This window comes from Pseudomonas sp. RIT-PI-q (genome assembly GCF_001297125.1).
In the GTDB taxonomy this organism is placed as follows: Bacteria; Pseudomonadota; Gammaproteobacteria; order Pseudomonadales; family Pseudomonadaceae; genus Aquipseudomonas.
Window position 1 is genome coordinate 72,189 of sequence record NZ_LHPC01000057.1, and the last position, 19,898, is coordinate 92,086.

18 protein-coding genes are annotated in these 19,898 nt (G+C 59.5%); all 18 read right to left on the reverse strand.

Annotation, left to right across the window (positions count from 1 at the left end; genetic code table 11):
- Positions 1–19: 19 nt before the first annotated feature.
- Entirely contained in the window at positions 20–1,726 is a 1,707-nt protein-coding gene (locus AEQ67_RS31045) for an ATP-binding SpoIIE family protein phosphatase (RefSeq protein WP_082378003.1), read from the reverse strand.
- Positions 1,727–1,731: 5 nt separating this feature from the next.
- Positions 1,732–2,037 carry an STAS domain-containing protein gene (locus AEQ67_RS31050; protein WP_059407564.1) on the reverse strand — a complete coding sequence of 102 codons (306 nt, stop codon included), beginning with the start codon at positions 2,035–2,037 and terminating at the stop codon, positions 1,732–1,734.
- 216 nt (positions 2,038–2,253) lie between these two features.
- On the reverse strand, positions 2,254–2,703 hold the full coding sequence (gene fliJ / locus AEQ67_RS31055; RefSeq protein ID WP_059407565.1) for a flagellar export protein FliJ: 450 nt from the start codon (positions 2,701–2,703) through the stop codon (positions 2,254–2,256).
- Between the two features lie 6 nt (positions 2,704–2,709).
- Positions 2,710–4,068, reverse strand: a complete 1,359-nt coding sequence (gene fliI / locus AEQ67_RS31060) for a flagellar protein export ATPase FliI (protein WP_059407566.1) — start codon at positions 4,066–4,068, stop codon at positions 2,710–2,712.
- Positions 4,058–4,858, reverse strand: coding sequence for a flagellar assembly protein FliH (fliH, locus tag AEQ67_RS31065; RefSeq protein WP_059407567.1), 801 nt, complete (start codon positions 4,856–4,858; stop codon positions 4,058–4,060). Before fliH ends, fliI begins: the two co-directional genes overlap by 11 nt.
- Before the next feature lie 7 nt (positions 4,859–4,865).
- Positions 4,866–5,885, reverse strand: a complete 1,020-nt coding sequence (fliG, locus tag AEQ67_RS31070) for a flagellar motor switch protein FliG (protein WP_007948903.1) — start codon at positions 5,883–5,885, stop codon at positions 4,866–4,868.
- Entirely contained in the window at positions 5,878–7,665 is a 1,788-nt protein-coding gene (gene fliF / locus AEQ67_RS31075) for a flagellar basal-body MS-ring/collar protein FliF (RefSeq protein ID WP_059407568.1), read from the reverse strand. Before fliF ends, fliG begins: the two co-directional genes overlap by 8 nt.
- A 14-nt stretch (positions 7,666–7,679) precedes the next feature.
- Positions 7,680–8,009, reverse strand: coding sequence for a flagellar hook-basal body complex protein FliE (gene fliE / locus AEQ67_RS31080; protein WP_059407569.1), 330 nt, complete (start codon positions 8,007–8,009; stop codon positions 7,680–7,682).
- Between the two features lie 242 nt (positions 8,010–8,251).
- Positions 8,252–9,637: a sigma-54-dependent transcriptional regulator gene (locus AEQ67_RS31085; protein WP_059407570.1), complete on the reverse strand. Its 1,386-nt coding sequence runs from the start codon at positions 9,635–9,637 to the stop codon at positions 8,252–8,254.
- Positions 9,638–9,642: 5 nt separating this feature from the next.
- A complete protein-coding gene (locus AEQ67_RS31090; protein ID WP_161807495.1) occupies positions 9,643–10,848 on the reverse strand; it encodes a sensor histidine kinase in 1,206 nt (401 codons plus the stop codon).
- A gap of 128 nt (positions 10,849–10,976) precedes the next feature.
- On the reverse strand, positions 10,977–12,452 hold the full coding sequence (locus tag AEQ67_RS31095) for a sigma-54 dependent transcriptional regulator (protein WP_059407572.1): 1,476 nt from the start codon (positions 12,450–12,452) through the stop codon (positions 10,977–10,979).
- A 173-nt stretch (positions 12,453–12,625) separates the two neighbouring features.
- On the reverse strand, positions 12,626–12,922 hold the full coding sequence (gene fliT / locus AEQ67_RS31100) for a flagellar protein FliT (RefSeq protein WP_059407573.1): 297 nt from the start codon (positions 12,920–12,922) through the stop codon (positions 12,626–12,628).
- 24 nt (positions 12,923–12,946) lie between these two features.
- The gene (gene fliS, locus AEQ67_RS31105) at positions 12,947–13,336 is read right to left on the reverse strand and encodes a flagellar export chaperone FliS (protein ID WP_033055968.1); all 390 of its coding nucleotides are present in this window, start codon (positions 13,334–13,336) and stop codon (positions 12,947–12,949) included.
- Between the two features lie 155 nt (positions 13,337–13,491).
- Positions 13,492–14,877 carry a flagellar filament capping protein FliD gene (gene fliD, locus AEQ67_RS31110; protein ID WP_059407574.1) on the reverse strand — a complete coding sequence of 462 codons (1,386 nt, stop codon included), beginning with the start codon at positions 14,875–14,877 and terminating at the stop codon, positions 13,492–13,494.
- A gap of 80 nt (positions 14,878–14,957) precedes the next feature.
- On the reverse strand, positions 14,958–15,308 hold the full coding sequence (locus AEQ67_RS31115; RefSeq protein WP_059407575.1) for a flagellar protein FlaG: 351 nt from the start codon (positions 15,306–15,308) through the stop codon (positions 14,958–14,960).
- A gap of 74 nt (positions 15,309–15,382) precedes the next feature.
- On the reverse strand, positions 15,383–16,822 hold the full coding sequence (locus AEQ67_RS31120; protein WP_059407576.1) for a flagellin N-terminal helical domain-containing protein: 1,440 nt from the start codon (positions 16,820–16,822) through the stop codon (positions 15,383–15,385).
- A 252-nt stretch (positions 16,823–17,074) separates the two neighbouring features.
- On the reverse strand, positions 17,075–18,004 hold the full coding sequence (locus AEQ67_RS31125) for a ketoacyl-ACP synthase III (RefSeq protein ID WP_059407577.1): 930 nt from the start codon (positions 18,002–18,004) through the stop codon (positions 17,075–17,077).
- Between the two features lie 313 nt (positions 18,005–18,317).
- On the reverse strand, positions 18,318–19,895 hold the full coding sequence (locus AEQ67_RS31130) for a flagellar hook-associated protein 3 (RefSeq protein WP_059407578.1): 1,578 nt from the start codon (positions 19,893–19,895) through the stop codon (positions 18,318–18,320).
- Positions 19,896–19,898 lie beyond the last annotated feature (3 nt).

Sequence of the window (19,898 nt, forward strand, 5' to 3'; positions counted from 1 at the left end):
TTGATCAAGAATGCGTGGATTATGCCAGAGCCTCCCAGTAAAACTCCACGCGGGCACTACGACCATCGTCGGACCAGCTCGCGTTGCGGCCCAACTGACGGATCAGACTGACACCACGTCCCGACAGACGGACACCCTCAACAGGCCGTTCCATCACTCGCGCAACATCAAAGCCTTTGCCACTGTCTTCGACGCGAACCGTCAGGCAGCCGCCCTCGCCCTTCGGTGTCACCTGCAAATGCACCCGCACAAAGCCGTCCTGCAGCTCGTCCAGGCGCGTATTGCGCTGTTGATAGTAGCGCGTAAAACCCGAAGCATCGCGCTTGAGGCTCGAATCCAGGCCCAGTACGCCATGCTCCAGGGCATTGGAATACAGTTCGGCCAGCACACTGTAGAGCGCCCCGCTCTGCGCCCGCAGCCCATGCACCTCCAGCAGCAATTGCAAAAGATACGGCAACGGATTGAAACGCTTAAGAGTGGCGGCGCGAAACTCGAAACTCACCGACCAGTCCAGTGGGCAGGACTGGCCGCTGTCGGAATAGACCAGGGCCGGTGGGCTCACCTGCGCGGCTTCCAGCAGCCTGACCTCGACCATGCTGACATCGTCGCGGGCTTCACCGCGAAAATCGCGCAGCGCTTGTTCGATCTCTTCGAACAGTTCGTCGGGCTGACGATTGGCTGCAAATACCCGCTGCAATCGCTCGACACCAAACAACTGTTCGTTGGCGTCACAGGTATCGATCACCCCGTCGGACAACAGGAACACCCGATCGCCGACCGCCATCGGAAACACTTCAGTGCTGTCATCAAAGGTCTGTGCGCTCAGCACACCGAGTGGCAAATGCCGCGCCGTCAGAGGCGTGCGCTCACCGCTGGCGATGCTATGCAGGTAGCCGTCCGGCATGCCGCCATTCCAGACCTCCACCGAACGCCGCTGAAAACTCAGGCACAACAGCGTGGCACAACAGAACATGTCCACCGGCAGGATGCGCTTGAGCTTGGCATTCATCTCGCGCAGGGTTTCCGACAGGCCATAACCCTTGGCAGTCATGCCGTAAAAGACTTCGGCCAGAGGCATGGCACCGACAGCGGCGGGCAAACCGTGACCGGTGAAATCGCCGAGCAGCACATGCATGTCGCCAGCCGGGGTGAACGCGGCCAGCAACAGATCGCCGTTGAACAGCGCATAGGGTGATTGCAGGTAACGGATATTGGGGGCATTCAGACAGCCGGAGTGAGCCACCTTGTCAAACACGGCTTTGGCCACCCGCTGCTCGTTGAGCAGGTAATCGTGGTGCCTGGCGATCTGGTCACGCTGCTGTAGCACGGTGGCCTGCAACCGCCGCAAGCGGTCCATCGCCTTGATCTTGGCGGCGAGAATCACCTGGTTATAGGGCTTCGCCAGAAAGTCGTCGCCGCCAGCCTCCAGGCAGCGGGCCAGGGCTTCGCTTTCGGTCAGCGAGGTCAGAAAGATGATCGGCACCAGGGTTTCCCCGGCCAACGCCTTGATCTGCCGGGCCGCCTCGAAACCATCCATCACCGGCATCATGGCGTCCATGAGCACCAGTTGCGGTCGTTGCTGGCGAAACGCTTCGACCGCTTCGGCACCGTTGGTGGCCGTCAGCACGTCATGGCCCTGGCGACGGACGATACTCGACAGCAGCATGCGATCGGCCGCGCTGTCTTCGGCGATCAGAATCGTCAGCGGTTCGAACGCGGACTGCACGGCAGTCACGCCACGTCGAAAATTTGTTCGAAGTTCGAGATCGCAAGAATCTTGCGTACATCGGCGTTGGCGTTGGTCAACGTGATCTCGGCATTCTCGCCACCGGCGTGATCACGCAACAGCAGCAACATGCCGAGTGCCGAACTGTCGAGGTAGGTGGCGTCCTTCAAGTTCACTTCGAAGGACTCGGGTTTTGGCTCAAGGTTTTCGTAGGATTCACGAAATTCCTGATGCTTGGCGAAATCGAATCGTCCCTTGATCGATATCGTCAGCTTTTGCCCATCCGGGGAGACTTCTGTGACAACTGACATTTAACGGCTTCCTTGTCATTGGAGAACGTACGTGTAGAAGGTTTAGCACTTGGCCGGGGCTCGAGCAAGGCTTGAACCTGTGTGGCGTGAATGAGATTGCCTTCGCGGGCAAGCCACGCTCCCACAAGTGTTGTGTCGTTCATGATTTCTGTGATCGACACAACACCTGTGGGAGCGAGGCTTGCCCGCGAAGAACGATAACGCGGTCTGACTGATTCAATACGGATCCTGACGCGGCAAGCGCTGGGATAACTCATCCAGCAGCTTCTGCTCGCGCTTGTCCTCCAGCCGTCGCGCCTCATCGGCGTAGCGTTCAACCAATTTGCGCAAACCTTCGACCCGGGCATACGCCTGTTGCCAGGTCTCCCGCGCCTTGTTCAAATTATTCTGGTGCCATGCGAGGCTTTGTCGCTGCTGATCGATGGCCGTGCCCAATTGCGCCAGGAAACCTTGATACCCCAGCAACCACTGGCCCGAAACGCCGCCACTGCCGCGCACGATCCATTGTTCCTGATAGTCGAGTCGAAAGGCCTCAAGGTCGGCGAGTTTGCTTTCCGCCAGACGGACCTGACCCTGGAAGTGACCCAGGCGCTGGACTGCGGCCTTCTCGACCTTTTCGGCCATGTCGACCACGGGGGCCAGGCGCGAGGCGCGGCTCTGGGCCATGGCCGGTTAGCCGCCTGCCGCTGGGGCGAAGATCGAGCCCAGATAGGCTTCGCTTTCGCCCAGGCTGATGCTGTCGTTCAAGCCCTGGCGCAGGTATTTGACCAACTGCGGTTGCAGGGAAATCGCCAGGTCGGTTTCACGGTCACCGCCGGCGACATAGGCGCCGACGCTGATCAGGTCCCGACTCTGTTGGTAGCGCGACCACAGCTGCTTGAAATACTGGGCGCGCTTCATGTGTTCAGGCGTGACCACCGACGGCATGACCCGGCTGATGGACGCTTCGATATCGATGGCCGGGTAATGCCCTTCCTCGGCCAGGCGCCGCGACAGCACGATGTGCCCGTCGAGCACGCCCCGCGCCGAGTCCGCGATCGGATCCTGCTGGTCGTCACCTTCGGACAGCACGGTGTAGAACGCGGTGATCGAACCACCGCCCTTCTCGGCATTACCGGCCCGTTCCACCAGTGTCGGTAACTTGGCGAACACCGACGGCGGATAACCCTTGGTCGCGGGCGGTTCGCCGATGGCCAGGGCGATCTCGCGCTGGGCCTGAGCGAAACGGGTCAGGGAGTCCATCAGCAACAGGACGTTCTTGCCCTTGTCGCGAAAATATTCGGCGATGCGTGTGCAGTACATCGCAGCGCGCAGCCGCATCAGCGGTGCATCGTCGGCAGGTGAGGCGACCACCACCGAACGCTTGAGCCCTTCTTCACCGAGGATGTGCTCGATGAATTCTTTAACTTCGCGACCCCGCTCACCGATCAGGCCGACGACGATGATGTCGGCCTCGGTGAAGCGCGTCATCATGCCCAACAGCACACTTTTGCCGACGCCAGTACCGGCGAACAGCCCGAGCCGCTGGCCACGACCGACCGTCAACAACCCGTTGATGCAGCGGATGCCCACGTCCAGCGGCTCGCTGATCGGTTCGCGCTTGAGCGGGTTGATGGTCGGGCCGTCCATCGGCACCCAGTCTTCAGCCTTCATCCCGCCCTTGCCATCCAGCGCGCGACCGGCGCCGTCAAGTACGCGCCCGAGCATGCTCATGCCCATCGGCAGGCGACCGGTGTCCGCCAGTGGAACCACCCGCGCACCCGGAGCGATACCGGCGACGCTGCCAACCGGCATCAGAAAGACTTTGCTGCCGGAGAAGCCCATGACTTCGGCTTCGACCTGCACCGGGTGATAACTGTCGTCGTTGATGACCATGCAGCGGCTGCCCATGGCGGCGCGCAAGCCTTCGGCTTCAAGCGTCAGGCCGACCATGCGCAGCAAGCGACCTTCGAGGATCGGTGCGCCGGCAAGCGTGGCGGCCTCGGCATAACTGCCCAGGCGCTTGGCGAAGCTGGTGCGATCAAGGCGCATCAGGAGCGTCCGGGGCGGCGGCGGCCGCAGGTTGGGTGTCGATGGGCAGCTCCAGGCTCAGGTCCGGCGCGGCCGGGTGCAGTGCCTGTTCGTGCAACTGATCGAAGAGCTTGTCCATGACTCGCGCAACACGGGTTTCGACCGTGGCATCGATCCGACTGTGTTCGGTCTCGACCCGGCAACCGCCGGGCAACAACGCCTCGTCCTCGACGATGCGCCAGGTTTCTTCATGGCGCTCGCGCAGGGCTTTTACCAGTGCGAAATCCTGCGGATTGATGTACAGCCGCACATTGCCCACGCCCAGCGGCAACAGCTTGAGCGCCTCGCGCATGACGTGTTCGATTTGCGTTGAGTCGATGGCCAGTTCGCGCTGGATCACCTGTTTGGTGATGTGCTGCACGAGGTCGACCAGGGACTTTTCAATCTGCGTGTCCTGTTCGGCGATGGGCTCGAACAGATGCCCCATCAACGCCTCCAGCCCGGCGATCTTGGCGGCCAGGGCCACTTCGGCTTCCTGACGGACCTTGAGCGTGGTGCTGTGGAAACCTTCTTTCTCGCCCGTCGCGAAGCCTTCGTTGTAGGCCTCCTGACGAATGCTTTCGAGTTCTTCGAGGGTCAGTGGCTGGACTTCTTCCAGCGGCACTTCTTCCATTTCCGGCGGCTCGGGCTCAGGTTCAGGCTCGGGCTCCGGCACGTGGGGATCGAAGCTGGGCAGCGACCAGACGTCGAAACCACCGACGTCCTTGCCGCGGATCAGGTCGGTGTTGGACTCATCATGTTTGGACGACATAGTGACCTTAGATCATCTCTTCGCCGCCCTTCCCGCCGAGAACGATTTCTCCGGCTTCGGCCATACGGCGGGCAATGGTGAGGATTTCTTTCTGCGCGGTTTCCACGTCGCTGACGCGCACCGGGCCTTTGGCCTCGAGGTCGTCGCGCAACAGTTCGGCCGCCCGTTTGGACATGTTCTTGAAGATCTTCTCTTTGACGCCTTCGTCCGAACCCTTGAGGGCCAGCACCAGTACGTCGGAGGACACTTCGCGCAGCAGCGCCTGGATACCGCGGTCGTCGACATCGGACAGGTTGTTGAACACGAACATGAGGTCTTCGATCTGACCGGACAGGTCTTCGTCGACTTCGCGGATCGAGTCCATCAGTTGACCTTCGATCGAGCTGTCGAGGAAGTTCATGATGTCGGCCGCACGCTTGATGCCACCCAGGGTGGTGCGCGAGGCATTCGAGTTGCCGGAGAACTGCTTCTCGAGAATCTGGTTGAGTTCTTTCAGGGCGGCTGGCTGCACGGTGTTCAGCGAGGACACTCGCAGAATGATGTCCAGTCGCACCTTGTGGTCAAAATTGCCCAGCACTTCGCCGGCCTGGTCGGGGTCGAGGTACGCTACCACGATCGCCTGGATCTGCGGGTGCTCGTAACGGATCACGTCGGCGACGGCGCGCGGCTCCATCCACTTCAGGCTGTCGAGGCCACTGGTGTTGCCGCCCAGCAGGATCCGGTCGATCAGGCCGTTGGCCTTGTCTTCGCCCAAGGCCTGGGTGAGCATTTTGCGCACGTAGTCGTCGGAACCGACGCCGAGGCTGGTCTGGTCGCCGACGATGTCGACGAACTCGCTCATCACCTGCTCGACCTGCTCGCGGTGCACGTTCCCCATCTGGGCCATGGCCACACCCACACGCTGGACCTCTTTGGGCCCCATGTGGCGCAGCACCTGGGCAGCATCGGTCGAACCCAGCGACAGCAGCAGAATCGCGGCTTTGTCGACTTTGGACAGTTTGGCGGCAACGGCTCGGTTATCACTCATCTGCGTTAATCCACTCTTTCACGACCTGGGCCACACGACCCGGATCTTCTGCCACCAGACTCTTGATTGCGTTCAACTGTGCGTCATAGCCTTCGCTCGGACTCGGCAGCAGAATGCTTTGCGGGCCACCGAGGCTGACGCGGTCGTTGGCCAGTTCGCCGTCCAGGCCGCCCATGCCACCCAACTCGACGTCGCTGCCGATGCCGGCCAACTGTTTGCCTTTGCCACCACCGGTGATGTTGTTGAGCACCGGACGCAGCACGCCGAACACCAGCACCAGGATGAACAACACACCCAGCACTTGTTTGACGATGTCCCAGAACCACGGCTGGGAGTAGAACGGAATATCGGCAATCACTTCACCGCGCTCGGCGGAGAACGGCATGTTGATCACGCTGACGCTGTCGCCACGGCTGGCGTCGAAACCGACGGCGTCCTGGACCAGGCGCGTGAAGCGCGCCAATTCGTCGGCGCTCCACGGTGCGCGGCTCATTTCACCGTTGGCGGCGTTGATCTTGACCTGGTCATCCACCACCACCGACACCGACAGGCGATTCAAACGGCCCTGCTGTTGCTTGGTGTGGCTGATGGAGCGATCAAGCTCGAAGTTCTTGGTGGATTGTTGACGCTTGTCCGCCGGGTACGGTGCCAGCATAGGCTGCCCAGTGGCCGGGTCCATGATTTGCTGACCGTTGGCATCGAGCAATGGTTGGCCTGGCTGCACCATGCCGGCCGACGCGGTAGCGCCACCGGTGGTTTGCGGTGCCGAGGCCGGCGCTGGCGGCTGGTTGCTCAAGGCACCCGGCACGCCTTGCGGGCCATTACTGGCGGTGCGCTGTTCGGTGGTCGACTGCTCGCTGCGCAGCGCCGGTTGGTCCGGGTTGAACTGTTCGGAGGTGGACTCGACGGCACTGAAATCGACATCGGCCGAGACTTCGGCTTTATAGCGATCGTTGCCCAGCACCGGTTGCAGGATGTTATGCACGCGCTGGGTGAGCATGCTTTCCATGCGACGGCTGTAATCGAATTGCTTGCCGGCCATGGTCAGTTCGGAGTTCTCCGCCTGATCGGACAGCAACGTGCCCTTCTGGTCGACGACGGTGATCTGCGATTTGCTCAGTTCGGGAACGCTGGTGGCGACCAGGTTGATAATCGCCAGCACCTGGCCCGGCTCCAGCGAGCGACCGGAATACAGCTCCACCAGCACCGAAGCGCTCGGCTTGCGCTCATCGCGCACGAACACCGAACTTTTCGGAATCGCCAGGTGCACACGGGCACCCTTGACGTTGTTCAGGCTGGAGATGGTCCGCGCCAGTTCGCCTTCGAGACCGCGACGATAACGGGTCGCTTCCATGAACTGGCTGGTCCCCAGGCCCTGGTCCTTGTCGAGAATCTCAAAACCGATGTTGCCGTCGCTGGGAGTGACACCAGCGCCCGCGAGCTTGAGCCGCGCACGGGACAGGTCATCGGCCTTGACCAGCAAGGCACCGGAATTGGGTTCAACGGTGTAAGGAATATCGGCAGCGGCCAGGGTATCCATGACCTGCTTGGCGTCCATGCCGGCAAGGCTGCCGTACAGAGGCCGGTAGTCCGGCTGCTGGGACCACAACACCACGGCAAAGCCAATCGCCACGCTCGCCGCCAGGCCGACCAACAGGCCCACCTGACGCAACATGGTCATCTCGGAGAGGTTTTCCAGGAAGGACAGCCCGAACAGCGGCGGTTTGCCGTCTATTGGAGTGGCCTTGGCCGGAACATTATCGGCGATTGCTTCTGCCATGACTCAATTCGTCCTTAAACCGGCATCTGCATGATGTCTTGGTATGCCTGAACCAGCTTGTTGCGCACTTGGGTCAACGCCTGGAAAGACACGCTGGCCTTCTGCGAGGAAATCATCACGTCCGTCAGGTCGACGCCGCTCTTGCCGATCTCGAAGGCCGTGGCCAACTGACTGGACGCCTGCTGGGTGTCGTTCACTTTATTGACGGCCTGACCGAGCATGTCGGAAAAGCTGTTGCCCGCCAGTTGTGGAACGGCGGCAGTCGATTTCGACGCAGACATGGCATCCATTTGCATGGACCGCATGTCCAGCATCAAGCGATTGAATTCAATACCTTGGCTCATGGTTTCTCTCTATGACGAGCTACGTCGTTGGCGACCCGCAATTTTTTGACACTCACTCGGCGGGTAGTGAGGTGTTAGCAACAAGGGTGCCAGCTCGGTGGCCGCCCTGAACAAAAGCCCGAACCCCAATCGCGATCCTGTAGGAGCTGGCTTGCCAGCGAATCGATGGTGGCCGTGATGCCGCCTTCGCTGGCAAGCCAGCTCCTACAGAAGGCGCATCAAGGGACGCATCTGGAATCGAATCAGGTGGCGAACAAATAGGCTTCCACGTCCATTCCGGCGTCACGCATTTGCGCGAGCTTGTAACGCAAGGTGCGCGGGCTGATGCCCAGGCGCTCGGCGGCCTCTTTGCGACGGCCGCGCTCGGCACGCAGGGTGTCGATGATCATCTGGAACTCACGCCGGCGCAGGTCATCGCCCAGCGCCCCGGCCGACTCGGCTTCCACTTCCACGGCGCGCACAGGCGTCGACGCCAATGCCGGCAACGGCGCGCAGGCGACCGGCCCGCTCAGGCAGAAATCCTGCGGCTGGATCAAACCGCCCTGCTGGAGAATCAGCGCACGCTGAATCGCGTTATCCAGTTCCCGCACGTTACCCGGCCATGGGTAACCGATCAGGCACGCCTGAGCCTCGGGCGACAGTTTTGCCGCCGCATGCTTCATTTTATTGACGTGTTTGGCCAACAGGCGCTCGGCCAGCGGCAGGATGTCGGCGGTACGCTCGCGCAGCGGACGCCATGCCAGCGGAAACACCGACAGGCGATAGTAAAGATCTTCGCGAAAACGCCCCGCCGCCACTTCCCCGGCGAGGTCACGGTTGGTGGTTGCGACGACGCGAATGTCCAGCGCGATCGGCTTGCGTGCGCCCACCCGCTCGACTTCGCGCTCCTGCAATACGCGCAGCAATTTGGCCTGCAGGCCCAGGGGCATTTCGGAAATTTCGTCGAGCAGGATGGTCCCGCCGTCAGCCTGTTCGAACTTGCCCGCCTGCGCCGCAATGGCGCCGGTGAACGAGCCCTTCTCGTGCCCGAACAATGTGGCTTCGAGCATGTTGTCGGGGATGGCTGCGCAGTTGATCGCAATGAACGGCTGGCTGGCGCGGTGGGAATGCTGGTGGATGTAGCGCGCCAGCACTTCTTTACCGGTCCCGGATTCACCCGAGATCAACACCGTGGAATCACTGCGCGCGACCCGCGCGGCCAATTCCAGCAATTGCGCACTGGCCGGTTCGAACGCGACCGGGCCTTCGTGCTCGGTCGCGCCAAGACTGCCCAGCGCATGACGCGCCACCAGATCGAGCAATGCCTTGGGCTCGAACGGCTTGACCAGATAGTCCGCCGCGCCATGGCGCATGGCATCGACCGCGCGCTCCACGGCGCCGTGAGCGGTCATCAATAACACCGGTAATTGTGGCTGACGCGCACGCAGCAGACTGAGCAATTGATGCCCGTCCATGCCCGGCATGTTGACGTCACTCAGCACCAGGTTAAACGCTTCGACACCGACTGCCGTCAGCGCTTCTTCGGCCGAACCGACAGCCTTGTAATCGTGCCCGGCAAGCAACAGCGTATCGGCCAATGCCTCCCGTAGCGCGCGGTCATCCTCGACCAGTAAAACCTTGATCCCCATGTCCTTCACTCCGCTCCCTGAGCGTTGGCTTTTTCATCGCAAAAAAGCGGCAGGATGACCTGCGCACACGTGCCGCGACCCAGCCGCGAGCGCAGTTGCAATTCTCCCTGATGAGCACGGGCCACCGCCTTGACCACGGTCAGGCCGAGGCCGGTTCCGGTGGTTTTGGTGGTAAAAAACGGCTCGCCCAAACGCGCCAGCACATTGGCGTCGATCCCACTGCCGCTGTCGCTGACACTCAGGCGCAGCGTATTGCCGCGGGTATAGAGGTGGACTTTCAAGCGCACATCACCGGCACTGGCCTGGATAGCGTTTTCGATCAGGTTGAGGATCGCCCCGACCAGTGTGTCGCGATTGCACAGCAACTCACCGCAATGACTGTCGCACTGCCAGCGAATCGGCAGGCCCTGCACATGGGTCAGCGCGGCCGCTTGCAGCGACTGCATCAATATTTTTGGCGTGACGCGATCGGTCAGCGGCAGCTCGCCGCGCGCGAACACCAGCATGTCGCGCACCTGATGTTCCAGCTCATGCAGACGCTCTTTCAGGCGCCCGGCAAAACGCTGCTGGGTGGCGACGGGCAACTCCTGCTCAGTCAAATGACTGGCGTAGAGCAGGGCCGCGGACAAGGGGGTGCGAATCTGATGGGCCAGCGATGCCACCATCCGGCCGAGGGACGACAGGCGTTCGTGGCGGGCCAGCTGATCTTGCAGATGGCGGGTTTCAGTCAGGTCATTGAGCAACACCAACTGGCCGGGCTCGGCATCCAGCGAGCGCGTGGAGATCGACAAACGCCGACCGTCCTTGAGGGAAATTTCATGACCGTCGTCTTCGCGAGGCGCAAAGCAGCGGGCAATCACCTGCCGCCACAGTTCACCTTCGAGGGGCAGACCAAGTAGCTCGCACGCAGCGGGGTTGGCCTCGCGCACAATGCCCTGTGCATCGATGACGATGACGCCACCGGGCAACAGATCGAGGAGGTTTTGCAGGCGGTTGGCCAGGCGTTCTTTTTCCGCCAGTTCCTGCATGCGCTGAGCGCTGACCACCGCCAGCTCACCCTTGAGCTCGGTGACCCGGGCTTCGAGCATGCTGTAGGAGTCGGTCAATTGGCTCGACATCTGATTGAACAGTGCATACGACTGCTCAAGGCCAAGCCGGCTTGCCTGCTCTACGGACGACGGTTGCCCCGATGCGTCAGGGACAGGAAACATCTGGGCGGCTTGGGGCATCGTGCTCACTCGCTTGGCTGACCGTCAGTGAAACGGAACGTTGCGAGGGATGTAGCAATACCCGTGCCTAAAAAAAACTACCTATAAATGAAGGACTTGAAAAACAGGCGTCAATCATCCGCCTGTTCATCACCGTCACGACGACTCATGCCGTACTTGCGCATCTTCTCCACCAGCGTGGTGCGACGGATACGCAGCCGTTCGGCGGCGCGTGCGACGATGCCATTGGCATCATCCAGCGCCTGCTGAATCAGCCCTTGCTCCAGACCACCGAGGTAGTCCTTCAGGTCCAGGCCTTCTGGCGGCAGCATGGCGTTGGCCGTGAAGTCCGCAGTATGACCGTTGATGGCCACCCGCTCTTCAAGGTCGCTGCGCAGACTGTCGACAAGCTGCTCGTCTTCGTCATCGACGTAGCGGAATTTCTTCGGCAACTCGACCACACCGATCACCCCGTACGGATGCATGATCGCCATGCGCTCCACCAGGTTGGCCAGCTCGCGGACGTTGCCCGGCCAGCCGTGACGGCACAGCGACATGATCGCTGCCGAGTTGAAACGGATCGAGCCACGCTTCTCGTGCTCCATGCGCGAGATCAACTCGTTCATCAGCAGCGGGATGTCTTCGACACGTTCGCGCAGTGGCGCCATCTCGATCGGGAACACGTTCAGGCGGTAGTACAAGTCTTCGCGGAAGGTGCCGATCTCGATCATGCTTTCGAGATTCTTGTGGGTCGCCGCGATGATGCGCACATCGACGCTCTGGGTCTTGTTGCTGCCCACGCGTTCGAAGGTGCGTTCCTGCAATACGCGCAACAGCTTGACCTGCATCGGCAGCGGCATGTCGCCGATTTCGTCGAGGAACAGGGTGCCGCCATTGGCCAGCTCGAAACGCCCGGCACGGCTGGTGATCGCTCCGGTGAAGGCGCCCTTCTCGTGGCCGAACAATTCGCTTTCCAGCAACTCGGCCGGGATCGCACCGCAGTTGACCGGCACGAACGGCGCGTCACGACGCTTGGAGTGGTAGTGCAGGTTACGCGCGACCACTTCCTTGCCGGTTCCGGACTCACCGAGGATCAGCACGCTGGCGTCGGTGTCGGCGACTTGCTGCATCATCTGGCGGACGTGTTGAATCGCCCGGCTGGTGCCGACAAGACTGCGGAAAAGATTGGGTTCGCGATGACGCCCGCGCTCGCGCGCCTGGTCGTACATCTCGCGATAGACCTGTGCACGGTGCAGGGAATCGAGCAATTTGCTGTAGCTGGGCGGCATTTCGAGGGTCGAAAGCACTCGGCGACGCTGGTCTTCTGGCAGGTCAACGGAAGAATTATCGCCCATTAACAAAACCGGAAGGAACTCATCCCAGGTTGAGAGTGTCTTTAACAAGCCCAGAAGTGCGCCAGGAGCATTGACCGTCCCGATCAGGACACAGATCACTTCACGACTTGATGACAAAGAGCCGACAGCCTGCTGCCAGTCATGGCTTCCGCAGGGTAAATTTTCTTCACCGAGAAAATTTAAAATCACCGCCAGGTCGCGGCGGCGGACGCTATCGTCATCAATCAGCAGAATTTTGGTTTCACGCCACATGCAATAGCAACTTCCCTAGTCAACTCAATGCCCGAAATGAGGGGGCAAGCTAGACGCTTGCAGGCATGTTACGCCTGTAGACGCCTGAAATCTGGAACCAGCCACTAGTTAAGTCAAAAAACCGTGCACAGTCAAATTTATGGCGCACTATGTTTGGATTAACTGAGGGTTAACTAACCAAACAGATGGTAAACCTTTGCCGCGTTCTGCGCATGGGTGATCTGCGACATCTCGTCGACTATCGCTTGGCGCTCTCCCATCGTCGCCGTCAACAAATCCTTGTACACCGCCAGCAGCCCTTCCAGATTGGTCCGCAATGCTTCTTCGTCGATCGGCGCTTCGCTCAGCACCTCATCGACGCACTCGCGACAGGCCACATCCAGTTCGCCAATCGCATCCCAATTACGCGCCGCCAAGGCATCAACCAGGGCTTCACGCGTTTGTTCAATCCGCTGCAGTGCTTGACTCATGGCGCTATCCTCAGACCCGCAGGCCTATTGGTTTGCAATTGCATCCCAGCCGCTTTTCAAGGTATCGAGCAAACCCGATACTTCGTCGATGATCGCTGCATCGTTGTTGCGGTTGGCTTCCATCAGACGCGTCATCATGTAGGCGTACAGGTTGTCGAGCTGCTGGAGCGAAGCCGGGTCTTCGGTCTTCTCCGGGTTCAGGCCGTCACGCAGGCCAATGATGATGTCAACGGCCTTGCCGAGCATCAATCCCTTGAGTGCGATGTCGCCCCGCTCCATTGCGCCCTTGGCTTGAGCCATGCGGTCCAGCCCACCCTCCATCAGCAATTGAACCAGGCGATGGGGATTGGCTTCAGAGATCTGAGCATGGGAATTGACCTTCTGGTACTGGCGAAGGGCTCTCATGGGATTCATGTTTCTACCTCGTGACAGACAACAAATGAAAATAGGTTTGCTCTGATCATTATGTCGACTGGTCGACACAAAACTTTAATCCGGACCCGCCACCAAAGAAAAAACCCAGGCGCTGTGATAACAGCCTGCCTGGGTTTTTTTATGCCTGATCCGGATCAGTCAGACTTCGGATTGTTCAGCGCGTTGAGCGTGGTCATGATGCTGTCGCTCTGCGCCCGCAGCCTGGCCACCAGGGAATCCATGGCGGTGTACTTGGCCGTCAGGCTCAATTGCAGGCTGGTCATCCGCGAATCGAGTGTGTCCTGCTGCTTTTTCAAGTCGTTCAGGCTGTCGGTAAGGCTTGCCGAGCGTGCAGCGAACACACCGGTCTTGCTCAAGGCAAAACTGTCAGTCGCGGTTTTCATACGAGCGAGCAAACCGGTATCGCCGGTAAAAATACCGTTGATGTCCGAAGCGTTGGTGATGGCCGCTGCATCGAACAGTTTGTCGTCGATTGAGAGTGCCCCGGTTTTCTGGTCTGTCTTGACACCGAACTGAGCGAGAGACTTCAACTGACCAGAGCCACCCATCGCATTCAGTTCAGTACGCACCGCTGACAGCATCGAGCGCAGCGAGGCATCGCCCGTCAGGGCGCCGGACGTTACCGAACCATCGGGATTGGTGGTGACCTGGGTTTCAGCGTTCGCTGCCTTGATCAACGCGTTGTAGGTATCGACAAAACCTTTGACCGAAGACTTCAGGTTCGCGTTACTGGCGGCTACGGTAATAGTGCTGGCTGTAGGTGCAGAAGCGCCGGATGCTGTCGCAGAGACCCCCGTCAGTTTAACGGTAACCCCACTCACGGCGTCGGCAATAGTGTTGCTCTTGGATTCCATGACCAAGCCGTCAAGTGTGTACTTGGCGTTCTGTGGCGGAGCGAGGACCGAGGTTCCGGTTTCCAGGCCTGAGTTGCCCGACAAGGTCAGGTCTGTACCGACACCGGTGTTGCTCGACGTCAGCACCAGTCGAGAACCGCCGGCGTCGGTCAGAATGTTGGCACTCAATCCTTGGTTGGCGTATTGCGAGTTGATCGAATCGCGAACCTGCTGCAACGTCGCGCCGCCCGGAATGCTGACGTCGTACGTGCTGCTGCCCTGTTTGATACTTAGGGTGGTCGGTGTCGCGCCTGCGTTGATGACCGTCGAAGCGCCGCCCGCATAAACCTTGCTCGAAATCTTCGACGCGGTTGCCAACTGAGAAGCCACCAGCGAGAAACTACCGGCCGCCGCACCAGTACCGGTGGTGACCGTGGCGACTTTTTCGTCGGACGATGTACCGTTCAGCCCGCTGAAGCTGGCGGTATTCTTCATGGTCTCCAACGCGCCACGAAACGCATCCAGCGCAGCCTGGATTTTGCCGATAGACGATAGCGACGTGGTTGCTTTCAGTGTCTGATTGTTGATCTGCGTCTGCTTCGGTGCTCTTTCGGAGTCCACCAAAGACTTCACAATCGCCTGGGTATCGATGTTCGAACCGATACCGCTAACCGATGTACCCGCCATCATCTATCTCCTTGTTCGGTGGCTGCTGCTTTCTTGACGAAATGGCCTTGATCACAGACAGCAACAAAATTCATGCCAGTTCAGACTTTGTCATCAAACAACAAACTGCTGGCGTCCGACAGGCTTTGTGCCAGTTTAAGTGCAGCTTCCGACGGGATCTGACGAATCACGAGGCCCGTTTCGGTGGCGATGACCTTGACCACAACCCGGCCAGTGGAATCATCAATGGAAAAATCCAGATTGCGCTGGGCAGCCTGGACGAACTCCTGAATATCGGTCACTGCCTTTTCCAACTCATCGCGCTTGGGCTCGGAACCCGATGCCGCGACTGCTTCAGCCTTGGGCTGTTCCTGTTTGGCGGTGACGATCGGCGTTATGCCCTGAGGCGCAACAGCGGGATAGGTCAGGTTCAACTTGACGCTCATGTCCATGCCTAATCTCCTGATCATGAAAAAAACAAAAGGGCGCGTAAACGCGCCCTTCCGTCATTCACCAAGCGCCGGAATTAACCCAGCAGCTTCAGCACAGCCGATGGCAGCTGGTTAGCCTGGGACAGGATCGCAGTGGAAGCCTGTTGCAGGGTTTGCTGCTTGGTCAGCTGGGCAGTTTCTGCCGCGAAGTCAACGTCCTGGATCACGCCACGAGCAGCGGTGGAGTTGTCGGAGATGCTGCGCAGGTTCGACACGGTGCTGTCGAAACGGTTTTGTACGGCACCGAGGTCAGCACGCTGGGAGTCGATAGCCGAGATCGCCTGGGTGATCACGTCAACCGCGTTTTGCGCGTTGGCCGCAGTGGTCACGTCAGTGTTGCTGACAACGGTTTTGGTCGAATTGGCAGAGATGGCTGCAGCAGCACCGAACAAGCCACCAACACCAGCACCCGACAGCGAGTAGCTGTTGGTGGAGTTCAGCGAGATAGAACCTGTGGCGATGATCGGACCAGCACCTACGACGAGCGGGGTGGAGCCACTGAGGACGCCGGCACCGTTTTTCGACGCAACACCGATGAGGGCGGCGTTGGCGTTACCATTGGTGAAGCTCATGTTTTCGCCGGTATCGGATTTCACCGACAGGGCTTGAGTCGAAGAATCGTAGTTAACGCTGATGCCCAGTTTTGCGGCGTTGGACTTCAACTGATCTGCCAGATCGGAAGTGCTAGTCAAGCCGGTGAAGCTAACGGTTGCACCACCAACGGTCAGGTCGAAGGCAGCAGGCGTTGCAGCAGCAGCAGTTACAGAGAATGCAACTTCAGTGCTGGCGGTTGCGCCCAGACCACCTACAGCACCGTTCAATTTGGCAGCAATGGTCTTGGCCGAATCGCCAACAGCTACCGCGATAGAAGAACTGGTCTGGCCGCCGCCGGTAACAACGATTGGGCCGCCGGTGAGACCACCAGTAGCGCTCGGTGCGTTTGTTACGCTTTTCAGTTGCTGCGAACCAACGTTGTTAGCAGCTACGTTGCCCAGAGTCATGTTGATGGTCTGGTTAGCGTTTGCGCCCACTTGGAAAGCGGTAGTACCGAAAGAACCGTCCAGCAGGTTACGACCACCGAAAGTAGTAGTGGTAGCGATACGGGTCAGCTCGGAAGTCAGAGCCGAGTATTCGGCGTTGTTCGACTTACGGTCTTCAGCGCTTGGCGAGCCGTTCGCGGAAGCCAGGGCCAGGGTACGCATTTTCTGCAGGATGTTAGTGGATTCCTGCATCGCGCCTTCAGCAGTTTGCGCGATGGAGATACCGTCACCGGCGTTCTTGATGGCAGTGCCCAGGCCGTTGATCTGGCTGGTCAGACGGTTGGAGATTTGCAGGCCGGCCGCATCGTCTTTAGCGCTGTTGATACGCAGGCCGGAAGACAGACGCTGCATCGAAGTTTGCAGATTACCGGAAGCTTTGTTCAGGTTGTTCTGTACGGTCAGCGATGCAAGGTTGGTGTTTACTGTTAAAGCCATGACGAAATCCTCGTTGGATGGATACTGCGGCTTCCGGCCCTGACATCCGTCGGGTGTGGCCTAGAGAACCTACGTAATAGTTATCGTCGTGAAGAGGCTTTGCTTGAGCGGTTTTTTGCAAATTTTTAGTGGCAGCTTGCCAGCCCTTTAGTTTCAAGGCCTTGGAGCCAAAAATTCGGCGTCAGTAAAACGCAAAACGCCCGGAAACTTTCGTTGCCGGGCGTTTTTATTGCGTTACTGCTGCACAGCGGATCAGCCGCGGAAGAGAATCGCCGAGCCCCACGACAGGCCTACGCCAAAGCCGCTGATGGCGACACGGGTCCACTTGGAATCGAACACGTGATTCTGCAACAGCAGCGGAATACTCGAAGACACCGTGTTACCGGTTTCGAGCATGTCCTTGACGAACTTCTCAGGCTCACCTTCTTCAAAGCGGCGCGCCACGGCATCGACAATCGCCGCACTGCCTTGGTGAATGCAGAAGGCATCGATATCGCCCGCCTGCAAATTCGACTCATCCAGCAGCTCGTGCAAATGCGCCGGGACTTTCAGCAACGCGAAGTTGAAGACCTGGCGGCCATTCATGAAAAACACACCGTCGCTGACTTTCAAGTGCGGCGCACCGGAACCGTCGGTGCCGAACTTCGACTTGCCCAGCTGCCAGACAGCGTTTTCGCCCATCCAGGTCGCGGTGGCGGCATCACCGAACAGCATCGTGGTGTTGCGGTCTTCCGGGTCGACGATCTTCGAGTAAGGGTCGGCGGTGACCAGCAGGCCGTTTTTCAGCCCCGTCGCTTCCATGAACCCCTTGAGGGCATAGATGCCATAGACGTAACCGGAACAACCCAGGGAGATATCGAAAGCAGCCACATGGGTCGGCAGGCCCAGTTTGTCCTGAACGATCGCCGAGGTGTGCGGCAGCCCTTCTTCATCGCCGTTCTGGGTGACGACGATCAAGCAATCGATGGATTCACGCTTGAGTTCGGGGCTGGCGGCGAACAGTGCATTGACTGCTTCGACGCACAGGTCTGAAGTTTCCTGATCGGCATCCTTGCGCGGCAGAAACGCCGAACCGATCTTGCCAAGAATGAAGGTTTCATCCTTGTCGAACTTTGCACCCTGGGCGTAGTTGTCAACCCCGGCTGCCGGCACGTAACTCGCTATGTTTTTTATGCCAATCATTATGGCTTCCCAATAATAAACAGCTGAATATCGCCGCTCGCTGAATCGAGGGCGTCTACAGTCAGGGCTTGGCCCCCAGAGGAGGCAACGTCGGGACTCAAGGATCACCTTGAACAGGCCCGCCACCTTCACCGCCCGCAGACAGGATACAGTGAAGATGCGCGTTTTGACTGGCGGGTCACTCAGAGATCAGTGCTTTATTTGATTTTGTGCCCCTGGCGCAGTCCTGATCCACTTCACTCCCATCAAAAAACAAGCAAAAAAAAAGCCAGCCCCTTATGACAGGGACTGGCCGCGAGCGGTCAAGACCGACTCAAAGCTTGTTGAACAGGCCCAACTGGGAAATCTTCGAGAACGCCAGTTGCGCCGCTTGCAGCATGGTCTGCTGCAAGGTCAGACGCGTCAACACTTCTGCGGGATCGGCGTTCTTGATCGCGCTCTGCGTCGATTCGTTGATCAGGCCGGTACTCTGGTTCTGATCGGCTTGCATGTCCATCACATTACCCCGGGCACCGATGGCGCCACGGGCCAGGTCGACCTGGTTCTTGGCATTGCCCAGGTTGGCAATGGCTGAAGCCACGGTGTCTTCCAGAAAGCGCTGCGCGGTCGGGTTGCCCTGGGTCGGCGAATCAAGCGCCTGACGCAGCTGGCTGATGGTGTCCAGCACGTTCTGTGTCTGGTGCGTATTGACCGCGATGTCGAATTGATCCCCCGCAGCGGGTGCGCCGCCACTGAGGGCAAAGCTGACACCAGCTGCCGTCGCCGTGCCAGCCGCTACAGTACCGGAGGTAACCGGTGTGCTGCTGCTGGTCAACGGACGGGCGTAGAGGTCGAAAGTCGTTGGGCTGGTGAATTTCAGAATCGCCCCGCCTTCAGGGAAAAAGCTCTTGTAGTCAGCAGCATTGGTCACCGACGTCTGACTGACCAACGCTGTCGATCCGTTGCTCGGCGCACGGTTGCTGACGAAGGTGTCTGGCTTGGCCGCCAACTGGAAACTGTGACCCGCGATCACCGCGTCGGCGTTGGTGGCGTTGTCACCAGCCTTGAAAGTGATGTCAAGTTTAAAGGTCACGCCACGGAAGTTGACATCGGAGCCACCCTTGGCATTCGGGTCAAACACACCGCCCTGACTCGCCTCGGCGGTCACGTCGTTACCCAAGGCATCCTTGATCGAAAACTGGGTGCTGCTGGTGAACGCCAGGGTATACGGCTCACCGCTGCGGAAACTCGCGTCGAACGCAGGTCCGGAATTCACCAGGCCTGGCGACAGATCCACTCGTCCGTCATTGACCGCGGGCGCGGTCATGGTGGTAGAGCTGCGAGCAGCGTTGATCGCCTGCTGGAACACGTCCCAACCGGTATCGTTGAGCCCCAGCGACATCGAGTCACCGATCTTCAGTTGCAACTGAGTCTGGTCACCCTGATAGCTGTAGGTGCCATCGCTATTGCGCGCAAAGGGCTGAGTATTGTTGCTGGCGCCGGAAAAGATGTACTTGCCGTTGGCGTCCTTGCTGTTCATCAGGCTCAGCAACTGATCTTCGGACGCACTGAGTTCTGCCGCAATGGATTTACGGTCGTCGTCGTTCAACGAACCGCCACCGGCACGCACCGCCAACTCGCTGACTTTCTGCAGCACGTTGTTGATGCTGTCGAGCACGCTTTCTTCTTGCGCCTGGGCAGTATTCAACGCGCTGATGTTGGTGGTGTACTGACCCAACATGGCTTTTTGCTGATCGAGTTGCAGCAGGCGGGCCGCACCGACCGGATCATCCGCCGCGGTCTCAAGTTTCAAGCCACTGCTGGCCTGCTCGGCCGTCTTGATCGCGTTGTTGAAGTTGCGCTGATAGTTGGCAGCCGTCGTCGCATAGTACTGTGCAGTAGAAATACGCATGTT

What these genes read in the sequence shown, in the direction of transcription:
- AEQ67_RS31050 (WP_059407564.1), bottom strand. Translation starts at nt 2,037, where the DNA reads ATGTCAGTTGTCACAGAAGTCTCCCCGGATGGGCAAAAGCTGACGATA.
- fliJ (WP_059407565.1), bottom strand. Translation starts at nt 2,703, where the DNA reads ATGGCCCAGAGCCGCGCCTCGCGCCTGGCCCCCGTGGTCGACATGGCC.
- fliI (WP_059407566.1), bottom strand. Translation starts at nt 4,068, where the DNA reads ATGCGCCTTGATCGCACCAGCTTCGCCAAGCGCCTGGGCAGTTATGCC.
- fliH (WP_059407567.1), bottom strand. Translation starts at nt 4,858, where the DNA reads ATGTCGTCCAAACATGATGAGTCCAACACCGACCTGATCCGCGGCAAG.
- fliG (WP_007948903.1), bottom strand. Translation starts at nt 5,885, where the DNA reads ATGAGTGATAACCGAGCCGTTGCCGCCAAACTGTCCAAAGTCGACAAA.
- fliF (WP_059407568.1), bottom strand. Translation starts at nt 7,665, where the DNA reads ATGGCAGAAGCAATCGCCGATAATGTTCCGGCCAAGGCCACTCCAATA.
- fliE (WP_059407569.1), bottom strand. Translation starts at nt 8,009, where the DNA reads ATGAGCCAAGGTATTGAATTCAATCGCTTGATGCTGGACATGCGGTCC.
- AEQ67_RS31085 (WP_059407570.1), bottom strand. Translation starts at nt 9,637, where the DNA reads ATGGGGATCAAGGTTTTACTGGTCGAGGATGACCGCGCGCTACGGGAG.
- AEQ67_RS31090 (WP_161807495.1), bottom strand. Translation starts at nt 10,848, where the DNA reads ATGTTTCCTGTCCCTGACGCATCGGGGCAACCGTCGTCCGTAGAGCAG.
- AEQ67_RS31095 (WP_059407572.1), bottom strand. Translation starts at nt 12,452, where the DNA reads ATGTGGCGTGAAACCAAAATTCTGCTGATTGATGACGATAGCGTCCGC.
- fliT (WP_059407573.1), bottom strand. Translation starts at nt 12,922, where the DNA reads ATGAGTCAAGCACTGCAGCGGATTGAACAAACGCGTGAAGCCCTGGTT.
- fliS (WP_033055968.1), bottom strand. Translation starts at nt 13,336, where the DNA reads ATGAATCCCATGAGAGCCCTTCGCCAGTACCAGAAGGTCAATTCCCAT.
- fliD (WP_059407574.1), bottom strand. Translation starts at nt 14,877, where the DNA reads ATGGCGGGTACATCGGTTAGCGGTATCGGTTCGAACATCGATACCCAG.
- AEQ67_RS31115 (WP_059407575.1), bottom strand. Translation starts at nt 15,308, where the DNA reads ATGGACATGAGCGTCAAGTTGAACCTGACCTATCCCGCTGTTGCGCCT.
- AEQ67_RS31120 (WP_059407576.1), bottom strand. Translation starts at nt 16,822, where the DNA reads ATGGCTTTAACAGTAAACACCAACCTTGCATCGCTGACCGTACAGAAC.
- AEQ67_RS31125 (WP_059407577.1), bottom strand. Translation starts at nt 18,004, where the DNA reads ATGATTGGCATAAAAAACATAGCGAGTTACGTGCCGGCAGCCGGGGTT.
- AEQ67_RS31130 (WP_059407578.1), bottom strand. Translation starts at nt 19,895, where the DNA reads ATGCGTATTTCTACTGCACAGTACTATGCGACGACGGCTGCCAACTAT.